Source organism: Enterobacter sp. BIDMC 27, assembly GCF_000534415.1.
Lineage (GTDB): Bacteria > Pseudomonadota > Gammaproteobacteria > Enterobacterales > Enterobacteriaceae > Enterobacter > Enterobacter hormaechei_C.
In genome coordinates, this window is record NZ_KI973178.1 from 4,214,037 (window position 1) to 4,226,505 (window position 12,469).

At 57.2% G+C, this 12,469-nt stretch carries 10 protein-coding genes; 6 read left to right on the forward strand and 4 right to left on the reverse strand.

Annotation, left to right across the window (positions count from 1 at the left end):
• The first annotated feature begins 10 nt into the window (after window positions 1-10).
• From celB to L463_RS03030, 3 genes are read left to right on the forward strand one after another with little or no spacing between them, the layout of a single operon-like run.
• The gene (gene celB / locus L463_RS03040; protein WP_015572194.1) at window positions 11-1,330 is read left to right on the forward strand and encodes a PTS cellobiose transporter subunit IIC; all 1,320 of its coding nucleotides are present in this window, start codon (window positions 11-13) and stop codon (window positions 1,328-1,330) included.
• A 3-nt stretch (window positions 1,331-1,333) separates the two neighbouring features.
• Window positions 1,334-2,290: a N(4)-(beta-N-acetylglucosaminyl)-L-asparaginase gene (locus tag L463_RS03035; RefSeq protein ID WP_017383506.1), complete on the forward strand. Its 957-nt coding sequence runs from the start codon at window positions 1,334-1,336 to the stop codon at window positions 2,288-2,290.
• Window positions 2,290-3,708 (forward strand): leucyl aminopeptidase family protein, encoded by a 1,419-nt coding sequence (locus tag L463_RS03030; RefSeq protein ID WP_032673268.1) that lies wholly within the window; start codon window positions 2,290-2,292, stop codon window positions 3,706-3,708. Before L463_RS03035 ends, L463_RS03030 begins: the two co-directional genes overlap by 1 nt.
• An 86-nt stretch (window positions 3,709-3,794) precedes the next feature.
• Here L463_RS03030 and L463_RS03025 read toward each other — a convergent pair whose 3' ends face one another.
• From L463_RS03025 to L463_RS03010, 4 genes are all read right to left on the reverse strand, one after another.
• Entirely contained in the window at window positions 3,795-4,496 is a 702-nt protein-coding gene (locus L463_RS03025; RefSeq protein WP_166792068.1) for a DnaA inactivator Hda, read from the reverse strand.
• Window positions 4,497-4,592: 96 nt separating this feature from the next.
• Entirely contained in the window at window positions 4,593-5,882 is a 1,290-nt protein-coding gene (gene uraA / locus L463_RS03020) for a uracil permease (protein ID WP_032673269.1), read from the reverse strand.
• Between the two features lie 82 nt (window positions 5,883-5,964).
• A complete protein-coding gene (gene upp / locus L463_RS03015) occupies window positions 5,965-6,591 on the reverse strand; it encodes a uracil phosphoribosyltransferase (protein WP_003860560.1) in 627 nt (208 codons plus the stop codon).
• Between the two features lie 216 nt (window positions 6,592-6,807).
• Window positions 6,808-8,238, reverse strand: a complete 1,431-nt coding sequence (locus tag L463_RS03010; protein ID WP_032102786.1) for a 6-phospho-beta-glucosidase — start codon at window positions 8,236-8,238, stop codon at window positions 6,808-6,810.
• A gap of 266 nt (window positions 8,239-8,504) precedes the next feature.
• Between L463_RS03010 and purM the strand changes: the two genes are divergently transcribed.
• The 3 genes from purM to ppk1 all read left to right on the forward strand — a co-directional run bounded on the left by purM (window position 8,505) and on the right by ppk1 (window position 12,469).
• A complete protein-coding gene (gene purM, locus L463_RS03005) occupies window positions 8,505-9,542 on the forward strand; it encodes a phosphoribosylformylglycinamidine cyclo-ligase (protein WP_017383509.1) in 1,038 nt (345 codons plus the stop codon).
• Window positions 9,539-10,180: a phosphoribosylglycinamide formyltransferase gene (gene purN, locus L463_RS03000; protein WP_006811493.1), complete on the forward strand. Its 642-nt coding sequence runs from the start codon at window positions 9,539-9,541 to the stop codon at window positions 10,178-10,180. Before purM ends, purN begins: the two co-directional genes overlap by 4 nt.
• A gap of 228 nt (window positions 10,181-10,408) precedes the next feature.
• Window positions 10,409-12,469 carry a polyphosphate kinase 1 gene (gene ppk1, locus L463_RS02995; RefSeq protein ID WP_023295129.1) on the forward strand — a complete coding sequence of 687 codons (2,061 nt, stop codon included), beginning with the start codon at window positions 10,409-10,411 and terminating at the stop codon, window positions 12,467-12,469.

The window sequence follows — 12,469 nt, forward strand, 5'->3', positions numbered from 1 at the left end:
GGAGTTCACAATGAACAATGTTCTGGGATTTCTTGAAGCAAAACTGATGCCGCTGGCGGCGAAAACGGCCCAGCAGCGTCATCTTGGGGCCATTCGCGGCGCCTACGTGTCATTCATGCCGTTTATTATCGTCGGCTCCATTCTGCTGGTGATCTCCTCCTTCCCGAATCAGGCCTATCAGCAGTTTATGTCTCAGGCCTTTGGTGAGAGCTGGAGTGCAATTATAGAGATCCCGTTTAACGCGGTGTTCTCAACCATGTCGCTGTTTATCAGCTTCCTGGTGGCCTACCGCCTGGCTGAGCATTATGGCGAGGACCGCATCTCCTGCGGCATCCTGGCGCTGGTCGCGTTTCTGATCCTGACGCCCTTTATCAAAGTGGCGGAAAACGGCGGCATTACCGTGATGCCGGTGGAGTGGATTGGCAGCAAAGGGCTGTTCGTGGCGATGATCGGTTCCCTGCTGTGGACGGAACTGTTCTGCTGGCTGAAGCGCAAAAAGCTGGTCATCAAAATGCCGGACGGCGTGCCTCCGGCGGTGCAGGAGTCATTCGCGGCCCTGATCCCGGCCCTGCTGGTAATGATTCTGGTGCTGCTTATCCGCATCATCTTTGAAAACACCCACTACCACACCATCCACCAGTTTATTTATGAAGTGGTTGCCACCCCGGTACGCCACTACGGCACCTCTTATTTCGGGGCGCTGATGACCGTATTCAGCATCACCATTCTGTGGTCAGTGGGCATTAACTCCGGTTCGATGATCAACGGGATTATTCGCCCGCTGTGGATGGAGAACCAGACCGACAACATCGCCGCGATCCAGGCGGGAACGACGCCGCCGCACATCATCACCGAACAGTTTTTTGACATGATCTGGATGGGTGGCGCGGGCGCCACGCTGTCGCTGGTGATTGCGATGCTGATTTTCGCCCGCAGCAAAAACATGCGCGAAGTAGCGCGCCTCGGTGCGGGCGCGTCGGTGTTTAACATCAACGAACCGATCCTGTTTGGCCTGCCGGTGATCATGAACCCGATCATGCTCATCCCGTTCAATCTGGTGCCGCTGGTGCTGGTCACCGTGCAGTATGCGGCGATGAAAATTGGTGCGGTCGCCGTCACCACCGGGGTGTTTATCCCCTGGACGCTGCCGCCGGTTATCAGCGGCTTTATCGTCACCGGGCACCTGAGCGGCAGCGTGATGCAGCTGATCAACCTGCTGATTGGCGCCATGCTGTACCTGCCTTTCATGCGTATCGTGGATAAACAGTACCGCGCCGCGGAGCTGACTACCGCTACGCAAACCGACACCACCCTTGCAAAACAGGAGTAAAGCATGTGGGGAATTATCGCAACCTGGCGAATGGCGCTTGAAGGCGTCACGGAATCTGCGTCTGCGCTGGCTGCGGGCAAACCTGTCGCTCCGGCGGTGGTGGATGCCGTCGCCGCCGTCGAGGACTTTCCGTTTTATAAATCCGTCGGCTACGGCGGGCTGCCGACCGAGAACGGCGAGGTGGAGCTGGACGCGGCCTATATGGACGGCGACACGCTGGCGTTCGGCGCCGTGGGCAATCTGGTGGATATCGCCAACCCGGTACGCGTGGCGCACGCGCTCAGCCGCCAGCGCTATAACAGCCTGCTGGTCGGCCAGGGCGCGCGCGAATGGGCGCTGAGCCAGGGCTTTGCCGACAAAACCATGCTCACGGATCGCGCCATGCAACACTACCGTAAGCGCTGCCGCGAAACGCTGGACAAGGGGTTAAGCCCCTACGACGGACATGACACCGTCGGTATCATCGGCCTCGATAAACAGGGATCGATGAGCGTCGCCACTTCCACCAGCGGCCTGTTTATGAAAAAACGCGGTCGCCTCGGTGACTCACCCATCATCGGCTCCGGCTTTTACTGCGACAGCGAAACCGGCGCGGCCACCGCCACGGGCGTCGGTGAAGATCTGATGAAGGGCTGTACCAGCTACGAAATCGTTCGCCGGATGGCGCAAGGGATGACGCCGCAGCAGGCGGCGGATTCGGTGGTGTTCGAACTGGAAGACAAGCTGATGTCGCGCTTCGGTCGCGCGGGCGATCTCTCCGTGGTGTGCATGAACAGCAAAGGAGAATTTGGCGCCGCAACCAACATCAAAACCTTCTCGTTTGTGGTGGCGACGGCTCGCCAGCCCCTCACCGTTTTCCGTACTGAACGCCTGCGGGAGAAAACGCACTATCACGCGGTAGATGAGGAGTGGATGCAGGCCTATGCCGCGCGGATCCGCGCACCGATTGAGGAGTCATGATGATCACATACCAGTTTATCAACGCGCTTTCAGACGCGAAGCCGCAAAGCCATTTGATTGCGCGCGCTGACAGTTCCCTGATACCGGAAAGCGCTCTTGTCGCTGAAATGCGCCAGCAGAGCACCGTCGCGGATGCGCGCTTTGGCTGCGCGCCGTTTGCCCGCATCACCCTGTTTCCGGATGCGCTCTGGCATGACGCCCTGACCGAAGGGTTGCTCACCGCCCTGCGACCGCTGCTTGCCGCCCCCGCCAGCGCCGAACTCGTGCTGGACGTGACGGATATTGACGATGTGGTGCTGGCGCAGGTACTGCGTTTTCTCTTTAATCAGGCGCACAGGCTCAGTGACCTGAAGCTGAAGAAGACGGACGAAGCGCTGCGTCTTACCTGCATCACTGCCCTTTGCCTGCCGGAACAGCAGGCGAAGCTGGAGACGACCTTCCGCCAGCAGCAGACCATTGCGCTCGGCATGGTTGCGGCGCGACGTCTGGCGGATATGCCGTCCGACCGCTGCACGCCGCAGTTTGTGGTGGAAGAGGCGCAAAAACTGTGTGCCGCCAGCCCTGCCCTGCGCTGCGAGGTGTTGGATGAAAAGCAAATTGTTAAGCAGGGGCTGGGGCTACTGCACGCCGTTGGCAAAGGGGCGACCTGCCCACCGCGTCTGCTCGCTATTCACTATAACGGCGTGTCTGATGGCCCGGTGCGCTGCTACGTGGGAAAAGGCATTACCTTCGACACCGGCGGCCTGTGGCTGAAGGAAGGCGCGGGCATGTACACCATGAAATATGACATGTGCGGCGCGGCTAACGTGCTCGGGCTGATGCTGACCGTTGCGGAGCTGAAATTACCCGTGCGCATCATGGGCGTGCTGGCGCTGGCGGAAAACGCCATCGGCCCCGACGCCATGCAGCCCGGCACGGTGGCGATGGCCTGCAACGGCACCACCGTTGAAATCAACAATACCGATGCCGAAGGCCGGCTGGTGCTGGCAGACGCTATCGCCTGGGCGAGTCAGCGCCATCCGCAGGCGCACTATATCATTGATATGGCGACCTTAACCGGAGCGGTGGTGAAAGCGCTGGGCTATGAATTGAGCGGATTAATGACGCAAGATGAACCGCTGCGCGCGGCGCTGACGCTGGCGGGTAAGCGCAGTGGTGACGAAGTGTGGTCCCTGCCGCTGGACGCCCGGCTGAAAAAACAGACCGACAGCGCCATCGCCGACCTGTGCAACACGCCGACCAACAATGCGGCAATCAGCGCCTCGGCGGCGTGGTTGCTGCATCACTTCTGCCCGCCGACCATTCCGTGGGCCCATCTGGACATCAGCGGTACGGCACTGTGGCGTGAAAGCGGACGAAGCGTGGCGTCGGGAAGGCCGATTCCGCTGCTGGTGGAGCACTTGTTGGGGGATCTTTAGCCGGGTGGCGGCTGCGCCTTACCCTGCCTACAAGGTATGACGGGTTTTCGTAGGCCCGGTAAGCGCAGCGCCACCGGGCAAAAAACTCAAAGCTTAAGAATATCTTTCACAAACGGAATGGTTAGCTTGCGCTGCGCGGTAATAGACGCGCGATCGAGCTGATCGAGCGTGTCAAACAGCGTGCGCATTTCCCTGTCCAGGCGTTTAAGCAGGAACCGACCCACGTCCTCCGGCAGCTCAAACCCACGCTGCTTAGCGCGCAGCTGAAGCGCCTGGAGTTTGTCTTCATCCGACAGCGGTTGCAGTTTGTAGATTTGCCCCCAGTCCAGACGAGACGCCAGATCCGGCAGCCCCAGATTGAGCTGGCGCGGCGGACGATCGCCGGTGATCAGCAGCCGGGTTTTGCCCGACTCCAGAATGCGGTTGTAGAGGTTAAAGATCGCCATTTCCCACGGTTCGTCCCCCGCCACGCATTCGATATTATCGATGCAGACCAGGGAAAGATGTTCCATGCCCTCCAGCACCTCAGGCACAAACCAGGTGCGTTTATCCAGCGGCACATAGCCTACCGCGTCACCGCGCGCCGAAAGCTCCGCACAGGCGGCATGCAGCAGGTGGCTGCGTCCCGCGCCTTCGCGTGACCAGATATAGATGTATCCGCTGTGTTCCTGGCGCAGCACGTTTTGCAGTGCAGCCAGTAAAGAGGGGTTATCACCCGGCCAGAAACTCGCGAAAGTTTCGTCGTCAGGGAGATAAAGTGGCAGAGAGAGCTGTGCCGGTCCGTTCAGAAATACCTCAACCAGAGATCTTACATAAAATCGGAATGGAGTTTAACACGGAACCTGCAAGGAGAGAACCGGGCGATCCTTCGCCCGGCATGACGATCAATGTGGCGCTTTTTCGCTTTCGTCTGCGTCCAGCACCACCTCTTCCGGGCGGATCACCGAGATCAGCTTGAAAATCAGGCTCAGGCCGACGCCGACGATGGTCGCCAGCGCCATACCCTTCAGCTCTGCCGCGCCGATGTGCACCTTCGCGCCGCTCACGCCGATAATCAGGATAACGGAGGTCAGGATCAGGTTCTGCGCCTTGCTGTAATCCACTTTGGATTCAATCAGCACGCGAATACCGGAGGCACCGATCACCCCGTACAGCAGCAGGGAAACGCCGCCCATCACCGGAACCGGGATAATCTGGATCGCCGCCGCCAGTTTACCAACGCAGGAGAGCAGAATGGCGATGATCGCCGCGCCGCCGATAACCCAGGTGCTGTAGACGCGGGTGATCGCCATTACGCCGATATTCTCACCGTAAGTCGTGTTTGGCGTGGAGCCGAAGAAACCAGAGATGATGGTGGAGAAACCGTTGGCAAACATGGAGCGATGCAGGCCCGGGTCGCGGATCAGGTCGCGCTTCACGATGTTCGCCGTCACCACCAGGTGGCCGACGTGCTCAGCAATCACCACCAGCGCGGCAGGCAGAATAGTGAAAATGGCGAACCATTCAAAGCGCGGGGTGTAGAAGGTTGGCAGCGCGAACCAGTGCGCCTCGGCAATCGGGGTGGTATCCACAACGCCCATCACGAAGGAGAGCGCGTAACCCGCCAGCACGCCGATCAGGATCGGGATAATCGCCATAAAGCCGCGGAAGAGGACGGAACCGAAAACCGTCACGCCCAGCGTCACCAGCGAAATAATAATGGTTGTAGAATCCGGTGACTGACCGTCCGCAGGCAGCAGCCCGGCCATGTTCGCCGCCACGCCCGCCAGCTCCAGGCCGATGACGGCAACGATGGCCCCCATTGCCGCAGGCGGGAACATCACGTCCAGCCAGCCGGTACCGGCTTTCTTCACGATGAAGGAGACCAGGCAGAACAGCACGCCGCACATGATAAAGCCGCCCAGCGCGACCTCATAACCCAGCGGCAGCAACAGCAGAACCGGGGAGATAAACGCGAAGCTCGACCCGAGATAGGCCGGGATTTTGCCTTTACAGATGAAGAGGTAAAGTAGCGTACCGATGCCGTTAAACAGCAGCACGGTAGCCGGGTTAATGTGAAACAGGATTGGCACCAGCACGGTTGCGCCAAACATGGCGAACAGGTGCTGCAAACTAAGCGGGATTGTCTGTAAAAGCGGCGGTCTTTCACTCACCCCGATAGCACGGCGCGTCATAGTGTTTTCCTCTGAGTGTCATTGTTGGTTTTTATTCAAAAAAAAGCCGACTATCAAAGTCGGCTTCTTTATCGTTATTCGATTATTTAGTACCAAAAATCTTATCGCCGGCATCGCCGAGCCCCGGGATGATGTACCCGTGCTCGTTCAGTCCCTGGTCGACAGACGCGGTATAGAGTTCAACGTCCGGGTGCGCTTTTTCCAGCGCCGCGATACCTTCCGGCGCCGCAACCAGCACCAGCACTTTGATGCTGCTGCATCCCGCTTTTTTCAGCAGGTCGATGGTGGCGATCATCGAACCGCCGGTCGCCAGCATCGGGTCAACCACCAGCGCCATACGCTCGTCGATGTTAGAGACCAGCTTCTGGAAGTACGGGACCGGCTCAAGCGTCTCTTCGTTACGGTAGATACCCACCACGCTGATACGCGCGCTTGGGACGTGCTCCAGTACGCCTTCCATCATGCCCAGACCCGCACGCAGGATTGGCACCACGGTAATTTTTTTACCTTTGATCTGCTCAACCTGTACCGGACCGTTCCAGCCTTCGATGGTCACTTTTTCCGTTTCCAGATCAGAGGTCGCTTCGTAGGTCAGCAGGCTACCCACTTCAGAAGCCAGTTCGCGAAAACGCTTCGTGCTGATGTCATGCTCACGCATCAGGCCCAACTTGTGTTTAACGAGTGGGTGTTTCACTTCCACAATCTTCATTCTCTTTCTCCTCTGAGGTGGCATCCGCAAAAAAATCGCGGGATTATACCGCTTTTTTCGGATTGCGCCATACCCATCTTGCTTGACGTATATCAATCAAAAACAAAAAAGCCGGAGGCTGGGCTCCGGCTTGGGGGCGGGATTATGCCGGGTGGCGCTAACGCTTACCCGGCCTACACATCCCGTAGGCCCGGTAAGCGCAGCGCCACCGGGCAATTATAGCTGCTCTCCGTTGCTGGCAATCACCTGCTTATACCAGTCGAACGATTTCTTCTTGCTGCGGTTCAGCGTGCCGTTACCTTCGTTATCTTTATCGACAAAGATAAAGCCGTAGCGTTTTTTCATCTCGCCGGTGCCGGCAGAGACCAGGTCGATACAGCCCCACGGGGTATAGCCCATCAGATCTACGCCATCCTCCACCACCGCTTTTTTCATCTCGCGGATATGCGCGGAAAGGTAGTCGATGCGGTACTGGTCGTTCACCGTGCCGTCGCTCTCCTGCACGTCGATCGCGCCAAAGCCGTTCTCAACGATAAACAGCGGCAGCTGGTAGTGATCCCAGAACCAGTTGAGGGAGTAGCGAAGCCCCACCGGGTCAATCTGCCAGCCCCAGTCCGATTTCTGCACGTACGGGTTAGAGACCAGGCTCTTGCTCTCGTCGTAGTCCAGCTGCGGGTTGTCCGCCGTCGCTTTGGTGGCGAAAGACATGTAGTAGCTGAACCCGATGTAATCCACGCAGCCCTGCGTCAGCTCCACTTTATCTTCTTCGGTGATATCCAGCGCGAAGCCGCGACGTTCAAAGTAGTTGAGCAGATGCTGCGGATACTTGCCGCGCACGTGAACGTCGGTGAACCAGTAGCGACGATGCATGGCGTTCATCGCCATCATCATATCGTCCGGGGCACAGGTCAGCGGATAGATGGGGCACATGGCAATCATGCAGCCGATTTGCAGTGACGGGTTGATCTCGCGCCCCGCCTTCACCGCCAGGGCACTGGCCACCAGCTCATAGTGCGCCGCCTGGAACATCACCGGCTCGCGATCTTCTCCCGGCGCATATTTCAGCCCGGAGTTGGTAAACGGCGCAAAGTCTTCGTGGAAGTTGGCCTGGTTATTGATCTCGTTAAAGGTCATCCAGTACTTCACTTTATGCTGGTAGCGCTCAAAAACGACCTTCGCGAAGCGAACAAAGAAGTCGATCAGCTTACGGTTGCGCCAGCCGCCGTATTCCGTCACCAGGTGGAAAGGCATCTCGAAGTGGGAAAGCGTGATCACCGGCTCGATGCCGTGCTTCAGGCACTCGTCAAAAAGATCGTCATAGAATTTGAGTCCCGCTTCGTTCGGCTCCAGCTCGTCGCCTTTCGGGAAGATACGCGTCCAGGCGATGGAGGTGCGGAAGCATTTGAACCCCATCTCGGCAAAGAGTTTGATGTCTTCTTTATAGCGGTGATAGAAGTCGATGGCTTCGTGGTTTGGGTAATTTTTCCCCTCCAGCACGCCGTTGGTGATTTCACGCGGTACCCCGTGGGCGCCTGCCGTCATGACATCGGCAACGCTCACGCCCTTGCCGCCCTCTTTCCAGCCGCCTTCAAGCTGGTGCGCCGCAACGGCCCCACCCCACAGAAAACCTGCTTTAAATCCTGACATTCGCTATCCCTCATTCTGCGTTATTTTCTGCAAAAACAGCTACAGAAACCGGTTTCAGTTTGATGATGTGCAAAGGGGATAGCCGTTGCAAGCAGATCGCCGAAACCGGTTTCATTTTCGTGAACAGAGTCAAGTTTGTTGCCCTGGACAGCCCGCACAGAAAAAAAGATCCCCGCGCCGAGAATAGGCTCGCAAACGTTTGCCTGGACTGTTAGAATTGCGCCGATTTTTCTTACTAGCTATGCAATTGCGTGGGGATTTAAGCCGTGACCAACAAAACTTCTCTCAGCTACAAAGATGCCGGTGTTGATATTGACGCAGGTAATGCGCTGGTTGACCGAATCAAAGGTGTGGTGAAAAAAACCCGCCGCCCGGAAGTGATGGGTGGCCTGGGTGGATTCGGCGCACTGTGCGCGCTGCCGCAAAAATATCGTGAACCTGTGCTGGTCTCGGGTACGGATGGTGTCGGTACAAAACTGCGCCTGGCGATGGATCTTAAGCGTCACGATACGATTGGTATCGATCTGGTGGCGATGTGCGTCAACGACCTGGTGGTACAGGGCGCCGAGCCGCTGTTCTTCCTCGATTACTACGCGACCGGCAAGCTGGACGTGGATACCGCAGCCAGCGTCATTAACGGTATCGCCGAAGGCTGCCTGCAATCCGGCTGTGCGCTGGTCGGCGGTGAAACCGCGGAAATGCCTGGCATGTATCACGGGGAAGATTATGACGTCGCAGGCTTCTGCGTCGGCGTGGTAGAAAAATCAGAAATTATCGACGGCAGCAAAGTGGCTGACGGCGATGTGCTGGTTGCGCTGGCCTCCAGCGGTCCGCACTCCAACGGCTACTCTCTGGTGCGTAAAATCCTCGAAGTGAGCGGTTGCGACCCGCTGACCACCGAGCTGGACGGCAAACCGCTGGCCGATCACCTGCTGGCCCCGACGCGCATCTACGTGAAAAACGTGCTGGAGCTGATTGAGAACGTTGACGTGCACGCCATCGCTCACCTCACTGGCGGCGGCTTCTGGGAAAACATTCCGCGCGTGCTGCCGGACAATACCCAGGCGGTGATCGACGCATCCTCATGGCAGTGGCCGTCCGTCTTCAACTGGCTGCAAACCGCAGGCAACGTGAGCTCTCACGAAATGTACCGCACCTTTAACTGCGGCGTGGGCATGGTTATCGCCCTGCCCGCCAGCGAAGCGGATAAAGCGGTTAAGCTGCTGACAGAAAAAGGTGAAAACGCGTGGAAAATCGGTACGATTAAAGCTTCCGATTCCGAACAGCGTGTGGTCATTGAATGAAAAACATCGTGGTGCTCATTTCCGGCAACGGAAGCAATTTGCAGGCAATCATAGACGCCTGCAAACAGAAGAAAATCAATGGCACCATTCGGGCAGTATTCAGCAACAAGGCCGATGCGTTCGGCCTTGAGCGCGCGCGGGAAGCGAACATTCCTGCGCACGCGCTGGAAGCCAGCCAGTTCGCCGGGCGTGAAGCCTTTGACCGTGAGCTGGTGCAGGAGATTGACGCCTACGCGCCTGACGTGGTGGTGCTGGCAGGCTACATGCGCATCCTGAGCCCGGCTTTTGTTGCACACTACGCCGGACGACTGCTCAATATCCACCCTTCCCTGCTGCCAAAATACCCCGGTCTGCACACCCATCGTCAGGTGCTGGAAAACGGCGATGAGGAGCATGGTACCTCCGTGCATTTCGTCACCGACGAGCTGGACGGCGGTCCGGTCATTTTGCAGGCAAAAGTACCGGTCTTTGACGGCGACAACGAAGACGACGTGACCGAACGTGTGCAGACGCAGGAACACGCCATTTATCCGCTGGTGGTAAGCTGGTTTGTCGATGGACGTCTGGAGATGCGCAACGGCGCAGCCTGGCTGGACGGCGTGAAGTTGCCCCCGCAGGGTTATGCGGCTGAAGAGTAGTCTGTTTGAATTGCCCGGCGGCGCTTCGCTTGCACGGGCCTACGGTCCCGTAGGTCGTGGTAAGCGCAGCGCCACCCGACACCCCCTCCCCCAACCCTCTAAATTCCCCAACAAAAAAATAACTGTCATACTTTTCTGGCACTGTTGGACATATCGTGGAAATGCTCGCCATAATAAGGACGAGACGGATTTACCACGTCCTGTGATTGAACTGGAGTGTGAGCTGTAATGGGTCAGGAAAAGTTATACATCGAGAAAGAGCTAAGCTGGTTAGCATTCAACGAACGTGTACTTCAGGAAGCGGCCGATAAAAGCAACCCGCTGATTGAACGTATGCGTTTTTTAGGCATCTATTCCAACAATCTGGATGAGTTCTACAAGGTTCGCTTCGCCGAACTGAAACGCCGAATCATCATCAGCGAAGAGCAGGGCTTGAACTCCCACTCCCGGCATCTGCTTGGAAAAATCCAGTCTCGCGTCATGAAAGCCGATCAGGAATTTGATGGCCTCTATAACGAGCTGCTGCTGGAAATGGCACGCAACCAAATCTTCCTGATCAACGAACGCCAGCTCTCCGCGAATCAGCAAAACTGGCTGCGCCACTATTTCAAACATTATCTGCGCCAGCATATCACCCCGATTCTGATCAACCGTGAAACCGATCTGGTGCAGTTCCTGAAAGATGATTACACCTATCTGGCGGTAGAAATCATTCGGGGTGAGACCATTAACTACGCGCTGCTGGAAATACCGTCTGATAAAGTCCCACGCTTTGTTAACCTGCCGCCGGAAACTCCGCGCCGACGGAAACCGATGATCCTGCTGGATAACATCCTGCGCTACTGCCTGGACGATATCTTCAAAGGCTTCTTCGATTACGACGCGCTCAACGCCTACTCGATGAAGATGACCCGTGACGCCGAGTACGATCTGGTGCATGAGATGGAGGCCAGCATGATGGAGCTGATGTCTTCCAGCCTCAAGCAGCGCCTGACGGCGGAACCGGTGCGGTTTGTCTATCAGCGCGATATGCCGGACGCGATGGTGGAGATGCTGCGCGATAAGCTGACCATCTCCCGCTACGACTCCATTATTCCCGGCGGGCGTTACCACAACTTTAAAGATTTCATTGGCTTCCCGAACGTCGGCAAAGCCAATCTGGTGAACAAACCGCTGCCGCGCCTGCGCCATATCTGGTTCGATAAGTTCCGCAACGGGTTCGACGCCATCCGCGAACGGGATGTGCTGCTCTACTATCCGTATCACACCTTTGAACACGTGCTGGAATTGCTGCGTCAGGCCTCGTTCGATCCAAACGTGCTGGCGATTAAAATCAACATTTATCGCGTGGCGAAAGATTCCCGCATCATCGATGCGATGATCCACGCGGCGCACAACGGCAAGAAAGTGACCGTGGTGGTTGAGCTTCAGGCTCGCTTCGACGAAGAGGCCAACATCCACTGGGCGCGCCGACTGACGGAAGCGGGCGTGCACGTCATCTTCTCCGCGCCGGGGCTGAAAATTCACGCCAAGCTGTTCCTGATCTCCCGTAAAGAGGGCGACGACGTGGTGCGCTACGCCCATATCGGTACCGGGAACTTTAACGAGAAAACCGCGCGAATTTACACCGACTATTCGCTGCTGACTGCCGATGCGCGCATCACTAACGAAGTGCGTCGGGTGTTCAACTTCATTGAGAACCCGTACCGCCCGGTGAGCTTCGATTATCTGCTGGTGTCACCGCAGAACTCACGGCGCCTGCTGTACGATATGATCGATAAAGAGATTGCCAATGCGCAGAACGGCTTGTCGTCCGGCATTACGCTGAAACTCAACAATCTGGTGGACAAAGGGCTGGTGGACCGCCTGTACGCGGCTTCCAGCTCCGGCGTTCCGGTAAATCTGCTCATTCGCGGCATGTGCTCGCTCATTCCGGAACTGGAAGGCATCAGCGACAATATCCGTGTGATCAGCATTGTGGACCGCTATCTTGAACACGATCGCGTCTATATTTTCGATAACGCCGGTGATAAGCGCGTATACCTCTCGTCCGCCGACTGGATGACGCGTAACATTGATTACCGTATTGAAGTGGCGGCACCGCTGCTGGATCCTCGCCTGAAGCAGCGTATCCTGGACATTATCGAGATCCTGTTCAGCGATACGGTGAAAGCACGTTATATCGACAAAGAACTCAGTAATCGCTATGTACCGCGCGGCAATCGCCGTAAAGTGCGGTCGCAGCTGGCGATTTACGATTACATCAAATCACTTGAGCAACCCGATTAA